Raw genomic sequence first — 19,239 nt, 5'->3', positions numbered from 1 at the left:
TAAATGTGATCGGGGTGCCGTATGTCTATTTTCAAGAAACAGGAATCGTATTGGGCAAGCCGATTTGAAGATGATGATCATCTTGTTCATTTGCCTTATTGCAAGACAACCTCCAAACACCCAGACGATACGCAGCACCAGAATGATATATATAAGTCTTTGTCAGCCGATGTTTCACATAAAATCAAGTCCATGTCGCGAAATGCTCCTATGGCGATCTATACGATCTTATTAACGGGAGTTCAGTGTCTGTTATATAAATACACGAATGAAACCAAGATGATTATTGGCATACCAACGATGGAAGAAAAGAACAATGATCTATCGCTCTCGAATAAGGTTCTTGTCTTAAAAAATAATATCAATCATGTGATGTCATTCAAATCCTTATTTAATCAAGTGAAGGCAAGTTTAACTGAAGCCATTCAGCATCAACGAATCCCTTTCAGAAAAATGGTTGAACGTTTAAATGTTCAGTATGATTCGAACCATGTACCTCTAATTCATACCTTGGTTTCGTTAAATGAAATTCATCCTGCCCTTGATGAAAATAACGTAAAAGCGGCGACAATGTTCCACTTTGATCTCAAGAACGACTTCATTCAGTTAAGATTAGTTTATGATGATGATCGTTATGATCGCGATTATATGGTACAAATTGTAGAGCATCTTGACCAATTGTTTTCCGTAGTTCTAAACCAACCTGATCTGGAGTTAAGTCAAGTTGATATGTTATCAGAGTTTTATCGAAACAAGCTGTTATATGACTTTAACGATACAAGGGTTGAGTATCCACAGAACAAGACGATGCATCAATTATTTGAAGAACAGGTGGAACGAACACCGGACCATCCGGCAGTCGTATTTGAGAATAGACAGTTAACGTACAGAGAGTTAAATCAAAAATCCAACCAATTGGCCCGATTGCTTCAAGCTAAGGGGGTGCAGGCGGGTCAGTTCGTTGGCATTATGGCAGAGCGCTCACTTGAGATGATCATAGGTTTATTCGGTATTCTAAAAGCTGGCGGGGCATATGTCCCAATCGATCCGGAATATCCGGCAGACCGTATTCATTACATCCTTGAGGATTCAAAAGTGGCTTGGTTGCTGCATCAAAGTCATATACAGGAACCTGAACATTTTGCAGGGACATGTGTCATTCTGGATTCTGAAATAAATCATTATGATGATCATTTAAATTTGGAAGATGGAGCGATCTCCAGTGATTTGGCATACATGATCTACACGTCTGGAACAACAGGTCATCCCAAAGGCGTAATGATTGAACATGCCAGCATTGTGAATTCCCTGCAATGGAAATCGGATTTTTATCATTTTACCGGAGATGATCGGGTAATAATGCTGAATCCATTCGTTTTTGATTCATTTATTACTCATTTCTTTGGTCCGATGATATCTGGCTCGACAGTGTATTTGTTAAACCAGCAACAGTGTAAAGATGCTATAGCCATCAATAAGATGGTCAAAAAACAGCAAATCACGCATATCCAAAGTCCACCCAGTTTCTTGATGACCCTATTGGAACAAGTAAGCGCGGAAGATTGGACATCCATGAAAAATGTGGTGGCTGCGGGAGAGAAGATTGTTCCTGCCTTAATACACAAATTGCAGCGCATCAATCCACGCATCGAAGTGTGTAATGAATACGGTCCAACTGAAAATAGTGTTGTATCCACAGTTCTGTCGATCAAGTCGGCAGATCAAAATATCTCAATCGGGAAGCCTATTGCGAACAATAGAGTCTACATTTTAGGAGAACGGAATGAATTGCAGCCTATTGGAGTTCAGGGAGAATTATGTGTAGCCGGAGCAGGGCTATCCAGAGGTTACTTGAACCGTCCAGATCTGACGGCGGAGAAATTCGTGGATGATCCATTTGTTTCGGGAGCAAAAATGTACAAGACAGGTGACTTCGCAAGATGGCTACCCGATGGGAACATAGAGTATATAGGAAGGGTAGATCATCAAGAGAAAATTCGTGGACACCGGATTGAACTTGGTGAAGTGGAGACGGCTCTTCTAAATAGTACCCAGATAAAAGAGGCCATCGTCATAGCCAGAGAAGATGAAACAGGAACCAAACAATTATGTGCGTACCTGGTAGGGGAGGACTCAATCACGATCGGGGAACTGCGGGAGGCGCTGTCCCAGAAGCTGCCAAACTACATGATTCCGTCCTATTTTGTACAGCTGGCTCAGATGCCGCTCACGTCTAACGGGAAAATCGATCGCAAAGCTTTGCCTGCTCCCAAAGAACATATGTTGAAGGGCATGGAGTACGAAGCACCCCGAACGATGGTGGAACAACAACTTGTATCGATCTGGGAAGAGGTACTTGGGGTAGAGAACATCGGGATTTTGGATAATTTCTTCGAGCTTGGAGGAGATTCGATTAAATCCATTCAAGTCTCTTCGAGGTTATATCAAGCAGGTTACCAGGTGCAGATGGATCATCTGTTTAAAAATCCAACCATAGCAAGCTTGATTCCCTATGTTCAACCCATAAGTACCCTGTCAGAACAGGGAATCATCATTGGAAAAGTGATGCTGACTCCAATCCAGCATTGGTTTTTTGAGCAATACAAGGTGGACGCTCATCATTATAATCAGTCCGTGATGTTGTATCGGAAAGAAGGTTTTCACGAAGCCACACTTCGCGGTGTATTCGATAAACTGAGTGAGCATCATGATGCACTTCGTATGGTATATCGCCATACGGAGCAGAGGTATGAAGCGTGGAATGAAGGGTTGGCAAGGGAACCCTTATATACACTTGAAGTGATGAACTTCAAGTCATTAGCAGATCCGTCTCAAGAAATCGATAAGAAGGCAAATGAAATGCAAAGCACGTTTACGTTGGAACGTGGGCCCTTGATGAAGCTGGGCTTATTTCGATGTGCAGACGGAGATCATTTACTCATCGTTATTCATCATCTAGTCATCGACGGAGTTTCATGGCGAATTTTGATTGAAGACCTATCGAGGGGCTATGAACAATTAAGTGAGGGAGAATCCATTCAACTACCGCAAAAAACGGCTTCCTTCCAATTATGGGCAGAACAGCTCCAGTTGTATGCCAACAGTGATGCGATAACGCAAGAGCTAGCCTATTGGAATGAAATTGAACAAGTAACCTATAAACCGTTACCTACAGATTTCGAAGCGGATCATGCACTGGAAAAAGACAGTGAAGAAATCACGATGGAATGGTCAGCGGCAGAAACGGAGCAATTATTAAAACAAGCGAATCGTGCGTATAAAACGGAAATTAGCGATTTGCTGCTCCATGCATTAGGCATGTCTATTCACCAATGGACGGGTATGGATAAAGTGCTGGTCAATCTGGAGGGACATGGAAGAGAACAAATTTTACCGGATCTCGATATTACACGAACGATCGGATGGTTTACGAGCCAGTATCCGGTTGTACTTGATATAGAAGCAAGTTCAAATATGTCTCTTTTCATCAAAACAAACAAAGAAATGATTCGTCAAATCCCTAAAAAAGGGATTGGTTATGGTATTTTACGATATTTAAGTGCACTTCAGCAAGAAACGCCCTTTACCTTGAATCCTGAAATTAGTTTTAACTATTTGGGTCAATTTGATCAGGATCTTCAGAATAGCGGGATGCAGATCTCTCCCTATCCAGGCGGAGCAACAGCAAGCGACAAACACAGAAGAAATGTTGTTATCGATATGAATGCCTTAATTGTGGAAGGCAAATTGACGTTGTCACTTCGGTATAGTCGCACCCAATATCAAAAAGAAACGATGGAGCGAGTGGTAACATATTTTAGAGATCATCTGCAAGAAATAGTGATGCATTGTGTGACAAAAGAGAAGCCGGAATGTACACCAAGTGATTTAACGTTAAAAGGAATTACGATTGAAGAATTAGAAGGATTTGTTCAAGAATCGGAACACATTGGTGAAATCGAAGATATATATGCTTTGTCACCGATGCAAAATGGGATGTTCTTTCATCATTTGCTTCATTCAAAGTCTGAAGCGTATTTCCTTCAAACCACGCTGGATCTTCATGGTTCGTTAGACGTGGAAGCTTTTACGAAGAGTCTGGATCAGTTGATGCAGCGTAATTCGATTCTCAGAACAAATTTTCATAGCAAATGGAAGAATGGGCCTCTGCAAGTGGTATACCGTCATAAACGTAATGGGCTAATATACGAAGATTTGCGTGAGATGAATGAAAAAGATCGTGAAGCATACGTGGCAGACTATACAAGAGCAGATAAAATAAAAGGTTTCGACCTGTCTCAGGATGTGTTAATGCGTATCTCGATTTTGCAAACGCATGACCAAACCTATCGTTTCATTTGGAATTATCATCATATTTTGATGGATGGCTGGTGCCTGTCTCTTGTAATCCAGGAGTTGTTTGATGGATACTTTGCTATTCAGGAACAACGAAAACTGGAGGCAAAGAGTACGATTCCATACAAACACTATATTGAATGGCTGGACAACCAAGATCATGAAGAATCCCTGAAATACTGGCGTGACTATCTGCAAGGTTATGATGAGCAGACCACTTTGCCAAAAGAACATTCGATTACGAAGAGTGATGAATATCATTCAGAGCATATGATTTGTACATTAAGTCAGGAATTAACCGGACAAATCGCACAAGTGGCCAGTCAGAATCAGGTGACACTGAATACGTTTATGCAAACAGCCTGGGGAATGTTGCTACAGATATATAACGGCAGTGAGGATGTTGTATTCGGAAGCGTGGTGTCGGGCAGACCTGCGGCGATTGTTGGAGTTGAGCGAATCATTGGTTTATTCATCAATACCATTCCTGTACGCGTTCAGACTCAAGGTAACGAGACATTTGCAGCGGTTATGAAGCGGAATCAGGAACAAGCTGTCGCTTCGCATCCACATGACACGTATCCGTTATACGAGATTCAAGCGGAAACATCGCAAAAGCAAAATTTGATTGATCATATCCTGATATTCGAAAATTATCCTGTACAGGGCATTATGGAACAGTTTGGGGATGAGGAAGAGACAGCTCTTCGGATTACGAATGTAGAAGCAGATGAACAAACAAATTATGACTTTAACCTGATTATCAAACCAGGCCAATCCATGAAATGTATGTTCTATTACAATGCTAATGTCTATGACCGGGCAAGCGTAGAACGCATTCAAGGTCACTTGATTCAGATGTTGGAGCAAGTGGTCAACAATCCGAATATTCCGATCCATGACATTGACTTGACCACAACACAGGAGAAAACACAAATTTTGGAACAGTTTAATGATTCTATGGCTGAATATCCAATGGACAAGACAATTCATGGACTGTTTGAGGAACAAGCAGTAAGAACTCCCGAAAACGTTGCGGTTGTATATGATGATCGACATTTAACCTATCAAACGCTGAACGAGAAAGCCAACCAATTGGCAAGAACGTTGAAGGCTAAAGGCATTCAAAATGATCAGTTAATCGGGATCATCGCTGATCGTTCGCTAGACATGGTTGTAGGAATCCTTGCGATTTTGAAAGCGGGTGGCGCATACGTGCCGATTGATCCTGAATATCCGGAGGATCGTATAAACTACATGCTTGAGGATTCGGGTGTACATGTATTATTAATGCAAAGTCATTTGCAAGAACGCATCTCTTTTGCAGGAGAGGTCGTTTGCCTGGATCTACTTGAGTCCTATCATGAAGATCATTCCAATTTGGGAATGACTGCTGCACCAACAGGCCTGGCATATGTAATTTATACCTCAGGAACGACAGGTAAACCAAAAGGGACATGTATTGAACATAAAAATGTGGTGCGATTGTTGTTCAACAGTAAAAATATGTTTGATTTTAATGCATCAGATACATGGACATTATTCCATTCCTTTTGTTTTGATTTTTCGGTATGGGAAATGTACGGGGCATTGCTCTATGGAGGAAAACTGGTTATCGTACCTCAAATGACGGCAAAAAGTCCGGAACAATTTCTACAATTGTTAAAAATCGAGCAAGTGACGATATTGAATCAAACGCCAACGTATTTCTATCATCTTCTTCAGGAAGAACTGGCAGGTCATGCAACAGATCTGAAATTAAGAAAAGTGATTTTTGGAGGAGAAGCCCTCAATCCCGTGTTATTGAAGGATTGGAAGCTGAAATATCCATTTATCCAGTTAATTAATATGTATGGGATAACCGAAACAACGGTTCATGTAACGTATAAGGAAATAACCGACATTGAAATACATGCTGGAAAGAGCAATATTGGAAAACCAATCCCAACGTTGCAGACCTATATTTTGGATCAACATCAACGCATTCAACCGATCGGTGTTCAGGGAGAATTAGTTGTAGCAGGTGAGGGCCTTGCCAGAGGTTATCTGAACCGGCCTGATTTAACCGCAGAGAAATTTGTTGATCATCCCTGGATTACAAAAGGGAAAATGTATCGCACAGGAGATGCCGCAAGATGGCTGTCGGATGGAAATATTGAATATCTGGGACGAATCGATCATCAAGTGAAAATTCGCGGTTACCGAATTGAGCTTGGCGAAGTGGAAACTGCGCTCTTGCAAATAGACTCCATTCAGGAAGCAGTCGTTATTGCCCGTGAGCATAAGGATGGTTCGAAGCAGTTGTGTGCGTATTGGAAAGGCGACAGCTCACTGACAGCGAAGAAAATCAGAATGGCATTATCTCATGAAATTCCGGATTATATGATCCCGTCTTATTTTGTTCAATTAGAGTATATACCGTTAACTTCCAATGGGAAGGTTGACCGTAAGGCATTGCCATCTCCACAAGAACATATGCAAAAAGGGACCGAGTATATGGCGCCGCAGAACGCTGTAGAACAAGCGATTGTCGCTGCCTGGGAAGCTGTGCTTGGTGTTCAAAAGGTTAGCACATCAGATCATTTCTTTGAACTCGGGGGCGATTCGATTAAATGTATTCAAGTTTCCTCACGACTGCTTCAAGCAGGGTATAAAGTGGAAATGAAGCATTTCTTCACCTATCCGACAGTAGCGGAGTTGAGTGAACACGTTACATCCGTGAGCACTATTTCTGACCAAGGGGAAGTTACGGGACAAGTGATGCTGACACCTGTTCAGCGCTGGTTCTTTGATCAAAATATGGTGGACGCACATCATTACAATCAGGAAATGATGTTCTTTCGTGAAAAAGGGTTTGATGTCCGCTTCATTCACAGCATCATGGATAAGATCGTGAAACAGCATGATGCTCTCCGCATCCTTTATCGACAAGCGCCTGAGGGCGGATATGAAGCGTGGAATCGAGGGGCAGACGAAGAAGGATTATACAGCCTTGAAATCGTTGACCTCAAAACAGAAGCAGATCCTGCATCGTTCATTGAAAATAAAGCAAAAGAAATTCAGAGTGGTATGGATCTGTCTCACGGACCTTTGATCAAACTTGGGTTGTTCCAATGTGCTGAAGGGGATCACCTGCTTATTGCCATTCATCATTTGTTGGTAGACGGGGTATCATGGCGTATTTTATATGAAGATATTCAGACAGGGCAAGACCAGTTCTTGAGAGGTGAAGAAATCCGGCTTCCTCAAAAAACGACCTCGTTTAAACAATGGGCAGAACAATTGTCGACGTTTGCAGACAGCCCGGCGATGAAGCAAGACAATCAATACTGGAGTCGAGTGGAGCAGGCCCAGCTAAGCCCGCTGCCTAAAGATATGGATTGTGATGAGACGATTGGCAAAGATAGTGAAACGATCACCATTCATTGGACCGCAGCGGAAACCGAGCAATTATTAAAGCAAACACATCATGCGTACCATACGGAAATTAATGATATATTGCTAACCGCATTAGGAATGGCTGTTCATGATTGGACAGGCATGGGAAAAATCCTCGTAAATCTGGAAGGGCATGGTAGAGAAGACATCCTGCCAGAGCTGGACATTACGCGTACAGTGGGATGGTTTACGAGCATGTACCCCGTTATGATTACGATGGAGTCCGGGGCTGACTTATCAAGGAAGATTAAGACCGTTAAGGAAGGACTGCGTCAGATTCCAACCAAAGGCATTGGTCACGGGATTTCGAGGTATTTGTCACATGGAGATGAAGAATTCAAGTTAGAGAAAAATCCCGAAATTAGTTTCAACTATATGGGACAGGTGAATCAGGATTCGGGCCAAGATGGTATTAAATTCTCGCATTATTCCAGCGGGCCATCTGTAAGTGAAAACAACAAGAGACCATTTGTGCTGAATATCAATGGCATTGTTACAGAGGGTCGGTTGTCGCTGTCCATCAACTATAGTTCAAAACAATATCGCCGGGAAACGATGGAGCAATTGGCTTTTCTCTATAAGGAAGGTCTTAATAGAGTCGTTGAACATTGTGTAACGAAGGAACAAACCGAGCTGACGCCAAGTGATATTTCATGCAAGTCATTAACCATTGATCAATTGGATCAAATCGTGGAACAAACTGGGCACATCGGTCGAATCGAAAATGTGTACCCACTTACACCATTACAGAAGGAAATGCTGTACGAAAGTGAACGGAATCCAATTTCTGGCGCTTACTTTGTACAAATCATGTTTGATATGCATGGAGATTTGGATGTTACCTCTTTTGCGCAAAGTTTGGATCAATTAATGCAAAGGCATGCGATATTAAGAACTAATTTTTACAGTGATTTCGTGGACATCCCTCTTCAAATTGTGTATCAAGAGAAGAAATTTGAATTTAACTATGAAGTTGTAGCTGGCACAAGTGAGCTGCAACGTAAAACGTATGTTGACGAGTATATCGAGCAGGACAAGGCAAGAGGATTTGACTTACAACGAGATTCGCTAATACGTATGTCTGTTTTACGAACAAACCATGAGGAATACCGCGTCATATGGAGTTTTCACCATATTTTGATGGACGGCTGGTGTATGTCTCTGGTAAGCAAAGAGATATTTGAGAATTATTTTGCGATTCGGGAAAATAGAAAGCCTCAAGTGACTCTATTAACCCCATATAGTCAATTCATTGAATGGCTGGAACAGCAAGATCATCAAGGTGCAATAACGTATTGGACTCATTACCTGAAGGGTTATGAAGGACAAACGAAATTGCCTGGAGAAAAAATCAAACCGAAACATGAAAGACAGGATTCCAGAACGTTAAACTGTTATTTGGATGATGTACTAATCGAGCAAATGAAACAGATTGCGGAACAGCAACATGTTACTCTCCATACGTTAGTGCAGACGGTCTGGGGTGTATTGTTGCAGCAATACAATGAAAGCAACGATGTTGTATTCGGAAGTGTGGTATCGGGCAGACCACCTGTCATTCCTGGGATCGAAAGCATGATTGGATTATTTATTAATGCGATTCCTGTTCGTATCCAGGCTCAGGTCGATGAGTCATTTATATCTCTAATGAAAAGGAATCAGGCACAAGCTGTGGAGTCACATGCATATGATACGTATTCGTTATATGATATTCAAAATCTGACCAAGCAAAAACAATCTCTGATTAACCATGTTGTTGTATATCAGAACTTCCCGGTAGAGAACCGAATGGAGAGTCTGGGTCAGAAAGGTGAAACACCGCTTGAGATTATGAATGTTGGGGGTACAGAACATAATAGTTTTGATTTTACCTTGATTGTCAAACCCCATGAAAATATGAAGATCATATTGATGTATAATGCCAATGTGTATGACCCATCTACCGTTGAACAGATTCAAAAACACTTTATTTCCATGATTCAACAGGTGGTAAGTAACCCGGAAGTTAAAATCAACGAACTTGCATTGAGTACGTCGAACAGTTATTAATGCACAAGTAATGGGCCGATCCAAAAGTGAGTTTCCTCCTCACTCAAAGCGCTAACGAATCTGACGCGTATTAATAGGTAGATTCGATGTGAATGGCAAACTTAAACGAACCTCAGTAACGTTATTTCATCATATCAGGGTGTCAGAACCTAAAAATCGACCCAATCGACGAAATAACGTCTCTGTGATTCGTTACACCACAGACCTGTGCAAATCAGAGCGAATAGCGTGTGCCAGGTTCATTAGAATAAAATAACTTTAATAAGGGATGTCCTCAGTCATGCTCATGACTTATGGCATCCACTTTTTATGCTCCGTTAATGATGATAGCTGGAAAATTACTGTAGATGGAGAAATAAAGCTTCTGACGTGGTCGGATCAACATTGTGATCGACCTTTTAACAATTCCACCCTTCTGACCGATATATAATAAGTACATCTATGTAATCAGAAAGTGAAAGGAGTGCAGAACATGGATATTGCAGCATTATCAATGGCGATGAGCCAAGCTTCAGTAGTGCAGTCGGCAAGCTTGCAAGTGATGTCGATTACAAAAGACATGGCACAGCAGCAAGGCCAGCAGATGGCAGAAATGTTGAAGTCAATGCCTGCTCCTCATCCCAATCTGGGTGGAAGTCTCGATCTTTCGGTTTAGTTGAAATACAGCATGTGTCCTCATGTAACACCCATTGCAGCAAGCAAAACCCAAACAGCTCCAATTCGAATGAATTGAAGCCGTTTGGGTTGTTTTTTTTCTAAATACATTCCGAAATTATGATCTTTTTATTACAATCTTCTCAGCGAAACTTTGACAAGCTTGGCAATCTGCCTTCAAAGGGCAGTGTATCCTTCAATGTCCATAACTCATCGTAACTGGAAATCTGAAGATCGGCTTTGGACAAGTCCTGATTGCCTGATCCCGGATTACGATATCCGATGCAGCGCATGCCTGCACTTTTGGCGGCTTGGACACCATTGCGCGAGTCCTCGATCACTAGACAATTCGAAGGAGATGCACCAATCATCTCAGCGGTGGTCAGGAAAATATCTGGTGCCGGCTTGCCGTTTGTAACTTCCTCACCTGTCATTCTCACCTCAAAGTATTGTCCAAGATCGGTCTTGTCCATGATCAAATCAATCAGTGCACGTGGAGAGGAAGAAGCAACGGCTATGGGTATATGTTGCTCATGCAGCCAGCTTAACCAGCGTTCCACGGAAGGCATTGCCGTCAGATTCGAATGGGCGAGCATCGTTTGCATCACATTATGCTGATGATAAGCAAATATTTCTTCCAGCGTAGCTGTCAGCTGATGTTTGTCCAATACCTGCTGCCACATGGATTCCAGCGTAACTCCTACATAGTTATGATGTTCTTCATCAGTCACCCTGGCTCCAAAATGGGTAAAAGAGCTGCGCTCAATCTCAAAATAAATCGGTTCGCTGTCAATCAGTACACCATCCATGTCAAAAATGACCGCTTGAATGATGTCATCATTGGGCGCTCCCAGTCCGTTAGATTCTTTGTTCGCTGCCATGTTGTATTCCTCCTCCAGGATTGTGTAAACATATGTCTCTAATGTAATCCATTCATGGTTAACGTTCCACTTCAGAAACTGGAACCGCTGGATTGCAACACAACTTTAATGGCATGTGAAGAGGCTTGAAGTGTGCGTCCCTGAATATCGCAGCCAAGTGTGCGGAATGCCTCTTCGTAATCCTCCAACGGGAAGGAGTGGGTGATGATTTTTTTTGCCGGAATAATCCCTTGTTCAATCATATAATGTGCGGTTGCAAATGTTCCCAGAGAATCAATGGAACCAATAATTTTTAAACTACGGTCCACGACTTCCTTGGGATTGAAAGAAGTATTTCCATCTCTCAGACCAACCAGCATCAGATAACCGCCACTGGCGAGCTGGGAAAGTACTTGTGTGCCCACAACACCTGTTGTATCCACGATCATATCGACCTGATGGGTTGCGGGTGACAGTGATTCTATTGCATTTTCGAAGGATGAATGAACTTCCCAACGATCAGGTGTAATGGAACCGGCAATGGCTAAGCGCTCTTCGGAGATGTCGACCAGACAGCCGGTAACCCCCTTCGAAGCGAGTGCGTAGCTGTACAGAATGCCAATCGGGCCTGCACCGAGGATGATTGTTCTGAAATTCGGCAGTAGATGAATCTGATTAATCCCGGTCAGCATACAGCTGAGTGGTTCCGTCAAAGTTGCTTCTTCATAGCTCACATGATCCTTCAATTTGTACAAAAAACGATCCTCGGTCACGTAATAATCTGTAAATGTTCCGTCAGCACTTACACCTGTCTCGGTAACAGACTTGTGTGTGCAATGATTTTGTCTGCCTGTTCTGCACATGTCACACTGTCCGCAATAGTAGGTAGGGTCGACTACAACACGGTCGCCCGGTTGTAATGTCGTAACCGCAGAGCCAACTTCAATGACTTCCCCGGCAGACTCATGACCGAGAATGACAGAAGGGACCGCATGATATTTGCCGCTGACAATACCGAGATCGGTACCGCATACACCAGTTGCTCGAATACGAACCAACACCTGATTATCTCTTGTAATTTCCGGAACAGGCCGTTCCTCAAGCGCCACATCCCAGGCCGATTTGTATACCAATGCAAGCATGATATAACCTCCTTATAATTATAAAAAATATAAATATAGCGATTCATCTGAAAACAGTTTCTGACAAGATACGAAAGTAGTGAAGGGGACGAAATCGATTCTGGAGAAGCGAAGCGTTCGCCTCAAAGCTTTCTGAAAGAAAGCTACTTCGGAAGCATATGTTATCAATGGATTTTTCCCTTGGGAAAGGGAATCAAGAAAATCCGTGGATAACAGCGATCATAAGAACGATTCGTAACCGAAACGACCACTTCGAACAGTTGCATTGAAATGTTTTAATTAACGCTGGCGAGCACTGAATCCAGCCGCTCTACAATCTCAACCAGTTCGTCTTCGGTTGTGGTAAGGGAAGGCCGAACCTTAACAACGTTGCCAAATCCATATCTTGAACTTCTCAAGATTAGATGCTCATCTGTAAAAGCACGGTCAACAATGGCATTGGTTTTGAGCGTATCCGGTTCATTACCGTCACCTACAATCTCCAACCCCCACATTAACCCGACACCACGAGCTTCACCGATACTTGGGTATTTCATAGCCAATTCATGCAGCAACTCACCCAAAATTTCACCTTTGCGTTTCACCGCATCCAGAAACCCGGGTTCGGATACCACTTCCAAGGTGGATTTGGCAGCAGTTACGGAGATCAGATTACTTCCTGAGGTGAAGGAATGTTCGTGCTTTTCGAGCACGTTCAGCCGGGATTGCATTAAAACCGCAGCAACAGGTACGCCGATCCCGCCAAGACCTTTTGCAAGGGTAATCATATCAGGCTGGATATCAAACAGTTCGCTGGCAAACATGGTTCCGGTACGACCGATTCCTGTCTGTACTTCGTCAGCAATGAGAATAATATTGTACTCATCACACAGTTTACGCAGTCGTTTGAAATATCCGGCAGGAGGAATGATATTGCCGCCATTTCCGAGAATGGGTTCGATAATCATGCAGGCGACTGAGCCGGAACTTGCATATTCTATCGCATCAGATATAGCTTCAACGCATTGATAGCCGCAGTCTCCATTTGAGGATTTGAATGGGCAACGATAACAGTATGGGGCAGGTACATGGACAGCGTTAGCCACAGCCGAATTGGGGAAGCGTTTCCGTCTAAAGGCATTCCCCGAAATCCCAGTGGCAAATTGGGTCTGCCCATGATGGGACAGATACAGGCTGATGATGTCTGTTGATTCGGTATACTTCTGTGCAATTTTGGTTGCACATTCGTTGGCAGTTGAACCAGTGATATCCCGCATCCATCCGGCATTAATGTCGTTTGGAGCATATTCGATTAAGTGATCAAGTACTTCATTTACGTACGGTTCGGTGAAGGAGGAAGACATATGCGTCAGATTGCCGACTTGTTCCTGAATTTTGCTGACAACATGTGGGTGATTATAGCCCAGTGACAGATTGAATGTTCCCGACACGCCGTCCAGGTATTCAACACCTGAATCGTCAATCAACTTAATCCCTTTTCCGGCTATGAAGCGGTTGTTGGTTAAAGTTTGCATACGATTTCCTCCAATATAATGGTGTACTAGCTCGAACGAAGCTCAACAATCCGGATGATGCGGGCATCACCTCCCTTAAGAAACGATGTTTACATTTCCTTGCTATGTTGTGCGAGAGCAGTACGTACTGCATTATTTTTTACAGTCCATAGATGAGAGACCATCAATGTGAGCAGCAAGATCAGACAGAATCCGGCCAAAATCCAGATCGTATTCACGACAGGCCCTGTACTCATACTCCATCCAGTCACATACTGCAAGATGGCACCTCCAATACCACCCGATGCGATCAGGATACTGGTTGTCCGCTCGGTCATACCGGGAATCAGAACATTTGCGTAGACCAGTGCGATACAGAACAGCCCCGACATGAACAGACCGGTTCCGAAAATGAGTACATACGTTGTCCACTGTCCAGTTACAAATACCATAGCGACCGTAAACAAAAGCGTGCCAACCGTACTCCAGATCAGGAAAGGCATATAGTTGACGGCTTCCGCTATTTTCCCGGAGAAAAGACGACCGATGATCATCGCTATCCACAGGATGGAGACACTCAGCGATGCAACAGATTCCTGAAGCTGCAGTCGTTCTACGAGAATGGAGGGCAGGAAGTTCATCAATCCCAGTTCCAATCCCATGTAGATGAAAAAGAAGATGACGAAGATTGTCAGCAGACCCAGATGTTTTCTCGAATATCGGGCTTTACCTGCTACATGTGCCACTGTATTCTCGCCAGCCTGTTCCAGATACAGTGCGGCTGGCTGGGGCATAGTAATCCACAGCAGCATGAGAACTAGTGACAACATGGCCACCGTATAAAAAGTAAGATGCCACAGATCTATCCAGATGAATAAAGCAGCGACAGCCGGGATGAGAAGTGCTCCAAGAGCAAAGAAGACATCCAGCTTGGACATGGCGACCGCCTTTTGATTCTCAGTGAATTCGATCGTGAATGCACCTACAGAGGGTTCGATGATACCTGAACCGAAACCTACGATAATTGTGAGAAGAAGAACTACAGACCAGGATGGCAGAAAACCGAGTACTATATAGGCGGCTACAATACAGATCAGAGCTAGGGTCAGCATCGCTTTTCTTCCGATACGGGCTGTCAGGGCAGGAGCTGCGATGACACCGACAAGAAATCCAAGAAACTGCAGAAATAACAAAAATCCGCCATCACTGTAACCGCGCTCATAATGTGACAATAAAACAGGAAGAAGTGCACCGAGCACAACGCTGGTTATGCCGATTAACAGATAAAAACCGCAGCTTAGAGCGAATATTCTTTTCAAAAGCCCGCCTCCTAGTTGGATATAAATTTTATATTATGTAATTTATGTTTATTTCATATATAACTTATACCATAATTGTCCAAATGTACATGCTTTTTGTTGTAAAATAATGTTAAATTTTGATGAAGAGAAATATTTCTTGTACTAAATTTTTTCTAAAACGATTTCGTGTCGAAAGGATAAATATGATCCAATCCATATGACCTTTTAACAGGGTTTGGCATCTGTATTGATCGAGAATAGTAAAACGTGCATATATAAAAAAACGTTCCCTGTCTAGGTAGACGGGAAACGTTCTGATTAGCCATTTTATATAATGATACCTGACTCCACGTAAGCTATTAAGCAGTCTGTACAAAGAAAATTCCATCGAATGGCGCGTGAGCAGACTCGGGACCCCTTCGCAAAAATAAATAACCGTTTGCATCGGGAAGACCCAATATATCCCGATAAGGCTCAGGAAAATCTCCGGAATATATTTGACACACCAGTTGATGTTCCTCTAGCAAATGATCAATTCCTTTCACACCGTTTGGTAAAGTGGGAGAAAAAAATGAGAATGCAGGGAATGCCTGATCGTCTAACTCCATTTCAATCAAACGTACGCCGCTTAACGGAATGGGTGGAACGGGACATACGGAAGTGAGTGGATGCGAAGATACCGAGACATAAGTGCACCCGGCGAGAATATTCTCGTTCCATTCCAGCTCATCTCCCGTATAGGTTACCTGATCCAGAAAGTATTCGGAGGCGGAGTAGGTCGAGAAGACCGAGATATATTTATCTTGTGGTAAAGAAGGGATATGGACCTGCTGTGAAAGTGTATTGCAATTAATGGAGAACAGATGTAATAAAGGCTGCCCCTCAGGGTTGAGCGGCCAGTCGGACACGTATGCAGTGTCTCCACCAATCCACATGCCAGAGTCTTGGTTTGGATCATCGGGGTCAACTGTAATTCGAGTAACTTTGTACATGAGAAGCTCCTTCCAGAGTGTATTTTGGCCTTTCCTATGTAACGTTGTATGTGTTTTTATATAACCAATCATTGCTTCGTTTCAGTATAAATGAGATGATGTGGAATGAAAATCAGTACAAGGTACTAACTCATTGCATGAAGCGAATGAACGTACCAGCACTCTAAGCACCAGTGGCAATACTATAGATGAGAAGTGGTGACACATGTTAATTAACAAATACATAAGTGAAACGGGATTCTGCTCCCGCAGGGAAACGAACCGTTTAATTGCGGCCGGACGAATAACGATCAATGGCAGGGTATGTGAAAAAGGGGCGGAAGTTGAACCTCACGATGTGGTACTCATTGATGGCAAGCTGATTCCTCGTAATGACAGCGAACCTGTCTACATTGCTCTGAACAAGCCCATCGGTATTGTCTGCACAGCAGCAGAACATGTGGAGGGGAACATCATTCAATATATGAATTATCCTTCTCGCATATTCGCGATAGGAAGGCTGGATAAGGCATCTGAGGGGTTAATTTTGCTTACGAATGACGGAGGTATTGTGAACAAGATGATGCGTTCGGAGCATAATCATGATAAAGAATATGTAGTGACTGTAGACAAACCCATAACCGACGAATTTGTAAAGTCCATGTCGGATGGCGTTGAGATTCTGGATGTGGTGACCAAGCCCTGCGAAGTGTATAGACAAAGTGACAATGTATTTCGTATTATTCTGACACAAGGTCTCAACCTGCAGATCCGCAGAATGTGCAAAGCCTTGGGGTACCGAGTCCTCAAGCTGGAGCGTGTGCGAATTATGAATATTACGCTGGATCAACTGGAGCGGGGGCAATGGCGTCATCTGGAGCAAGAGGAACTGGAGATTCTGCTGTCTCAATTAAATGAGATAAAATGAATGACTTCTGCTCATGTCAACGGTGGTCACACACAATGTCCAGTTATATCAGTGAAAAATGAAGCAAACACTAACCCCTATGCGGATTAGTGTTTTTGTTGTTAAGCTTGTGTCCTTTTTGTTCTGAAATGTAAGAGCCAAATAGAGTTAAGAGCGCGCCGAGCACAATCACCCAGGTTATCTGCTCTTGAAGAATCAATGCAGATGACACAACAGTAATGACAGGCACCAGATAGATATATACACTCGTTTTGATAGCTCCGAGGAGATTTACGGCCCGGTTCCAGGTCACGAAACACAACGCGGAGGCACCCAGACCGAGGTAGAGAATATTGGAGAGATTGGTCATGTTTGTGAAGCGTCCGAGTTCCCAATGGAATTCAAACAAGAATAGAACTGGTAGCATGAAGATCAGGCCATAGAAGAACACCTTGCGGGTCGCACCAATGGTGTGATAACGAAGCTCGCCAATTTTTCGCATTAGCACAGAGTAGATCGCCCATACCGCAGGTGCTATGAAAGCAAGCAGATCACCTATCGGATTCAGTTGCAGAATGAAACTGCCGTTCAGTGCGATGAGTATTATGCCGCTCAAAGCAATCCCGAATCCGATGATAAAGCGGCGAGTTAACTTCTCACCATCTAAGAAGAAATGTGCGAGTACGGCAGTGAAGAACGGGGCAATGGAGACAATAACACCCACGTTGGAAGCTGTTGTGTACACCAGAGCAATATTTTCAATAAGAAAATATAACGTCACCCCACATAGTCCTGCTCCAATAAATAACCATTCTTCTCTGAATGAGGCGATCCGCAGTGAACGTGGATAGATCAATAATAGTATTAAATATCCGATCAGGAAACGGAAAAATAGAATCTCCACTGGAGTAAAGTCAATCAACAGAACCTTCGTCGAGACAAACGTAGTTCCCCAGATGAGTATAGTAAACAAAGCGAGTAAATGTCCGGTAGAGGCTTTAGTGTTTTGATGTCCAAGATGACTTGTCATACGATGTTAGTGGTGGCTCGTTTCAACTCCGAATCATGATTGAAGATACGTCTATATTGCCTGGGTGTCAGGCCAATCAGTTTTTTGAAAAAATTCGTAAAATGGCTCTGGTCACTGAATCCTGTCTGTGCAGCTACTTCAATCGGAAGCAGACCTTGTTCCAGCAGACGTTTGGCTTGATTAATGCGAATCGTTTCCAGGTAACGGTAAGGTGATATCCCTTTCTGGCGAGTGAATAAACGCAGCAGGTGGTACTTGCTCATCTCCGTCAAATCGGCTAACTCGTTCAGTGAGATGCTCTCCATGTAATGAGCTTCTATGTAATCACATATGCGTCTGATCTCTGTGGTCACATCCTGTGTGGAAACAGGTGGTTCAGCATCCGAATAATCTCGCAGCAATTGATCCAGTAGTAAGAGTAACAATTCTTCTTTGCAGAAATCCGATTGCTCTTCCAGAATCATCTGATGCAGCTCGTGCAGGGAACCCACAAGTTCACTTTGATAGAGAACGGGGGATGTGAACCGTGGCAAGTAAGCTTGTCCAGTAATCTCTCTCACATACTCTCGCATAACCTCAGGCTGGACGTTGATACAGCGATAATCGAGGGTTCTGCCATCCACCTGTTCGCAGGCGTGCGGATCATGTGGATTAAAAACAATCATGTCACCACTATTCAGAATGTATTCTTCGTTGTTGCAGACGAGGTGACGCTTGCCTTGCTCAATGAATCCAATGACGTAATAGTCATGAAAATGATTGGGAAACTTCTGCATAATGCCTTCAAATTGATAAGCTTCTAGCTGTAGATCGGTATCAAATACGACAGTCCGGACTTCCCGAGTCATGATGCACCTTCTTTCTGGTATGTTAACGTTATTATAGGTTGCAAAGAAGGAATTTTCTTGAACGATATTGCTATTGCTCGAAGTGTTTGATCGGACAGATATCTATAAAAACAAAATACCCGCAATCCCGGAGGGAAAGCGAGCCCTTTGCTTAGTATAGTTGATTCATGAGTTCAAACCTATATATATA

At 43.1% G+C, this 19,239-nt stretch carries 10 protein-coding genes; 3 read left to right on the top strand and 7 right to left on the bottom strand.

What is annotated here, in order from left to right:
- The first annotated feature begins 21 nt into the window (after positions 1–21).
- Both AC1DE7_RS10540 and AC1DE7_RS10535 read left to right on the top strand, forming a co-directional pair.
- Positions 22–9,843 carry an amino acid adenylation domain-containing protein gene (locus AC1DE7_RS10540; RefSeq protein ID WP_477534333.1) on the top strand — a complete coding sequence of 3,274 codons (9,822 nt, stop codon included), beginning with the start codon at positions 22–24 and terminating at the stop codon, positions 9,841–9,843.
- 472 nt (positions 9,844–10,315) lie between these two features.
- Complete coding sequence (locus AC1DE7_RS10535) at positions 10,316–10,498, top strand: YjfB family protein (protein WP_017687885.1); 183 nt, start codon at positions 10,316–10,318, stop codon at positions 10,496–10,498.
- 142 nt (positions 10,499–10,640) lie between these two features.
- Here AC1DE7_RS10535 and AC1DE7_RS10530 read toward each other — a convergent pair whose 3' ends face one another.
- From AC1DE7_RS10530 to AC1DE7_RS10510, 5 genes are all read right to left on the bottom strand, one after another.
- Positions 10,641–11,378, bottom strand: a complete 738-nt coding sequence (locus AC1DE7_RS10530) for an HAD family hydrolase (protein WP_477534332.1) — start codon at positions 11,376–11,378, stop codon at positions 10,641–10,643.
- A gap of 71 nt (positions 11,379–11,449) precedes the next feature.
- Complete coding sequence (locus AC1DE7_RS10525) at positions 11,450–12,499, bottom strand: zinc-dependent alcohol dehydrogenase (RefSeq protein WP_477534331.1); 1,050 nt, start codon at positions 12,497–12,499, stop codon at positions 11,450–11,452.
- Between the two features lie 275 nt (positions 12,500–12,774).
- Positions 12,775–14,013, bottom strand: coding sequence for an aspartate aminotransferase family protein (locus tag AC1DE7_RS10520; RefSeq protein ID WP_076328498.1), 1,239 nt, complete (start codon positions 14,011–14,013; stop codon positions 12,775–12,777).
- An 89-nt stretch (positions 14,014–14,102) separates the two neighbouring features.
- Positions 14,103–15,311, bottom strand: a complete 1,209-nt coding sequence (locus AC1DE7_RS10515; protein WP_477534330.1) for an MFS transporter — start codon at positions 15,309–15,311, stop codon at positions 14,103–14,105.
- A 341-nt stretch (positions 15,312–15,652) separates the two neighbouring features.
- Complete coding sequence (locus AC1DE7_RS10510; RefSeq protein ID WP_340935558.1) at positions 15,653–16,285, bottom strand: DUF1963 domain-containing protein; 633 nt, start codon at positions 16,283–16,285, stop codon at positions 15,653–15,655.
- A gap of 205 nt (positions 16,286–16,490) precedes the next feature.
- Between AC1DE7_RS10510 and AC1DE7_RS10505 the strand changes: the two genes are divergently transcribed.
- Positions 16,491–17,192 carry a pseudouridine synthase gene (locus AC1DE7_RS10505; protein WP_340935559.1) on the top strand — a complete coding sequence of 234 codons (702 nt, stop codon included), beginning with the start codon at positions 16,491–16,493 and terminating at the stop codon, positions 17,190–17,192.
- A gap of 70 nt (positions 17,193–17,262) precedes the next feature.
- Here the strand turns inward: AC1DE7_RS10505 and AC1DE7_RS10500 are convergent, their stop codons facing one another.
- Entirely contained in the window at positions 17,263–18,201 is a 939-nt protein-coding gene (locus AC1DE7_RS10500; protein WP_477534329.1) for a DMT family transporter, read from the bottom strand.
- On the bottom strand, positions 18,198–19,049 hold the full coding sequence (locus AC1DE7_RS10495) for an AraC family ligand binding domain-containing protein (RefSeq protein WP_127547607.1): 852 nt from the start codon (positions 19,047–19,049) through the stop codon (positions 18,198–18,200). Before AC1DE7_RS10495 ends, AC1DE7_RS10500 begins: the two co-directional genes overlap by 4 nt.
- Positions 19,050–19,239: the final 190 nt, after the last annotated feature.

The sequence above is a fragment of the Paenibacillus sp. 10L310 genome (assembly GCF_056395745.1).
Note: the sequence above shows the minus strand (reverse complement) of the source record. Positions and strands in the feature narration are given on the sequence as shown.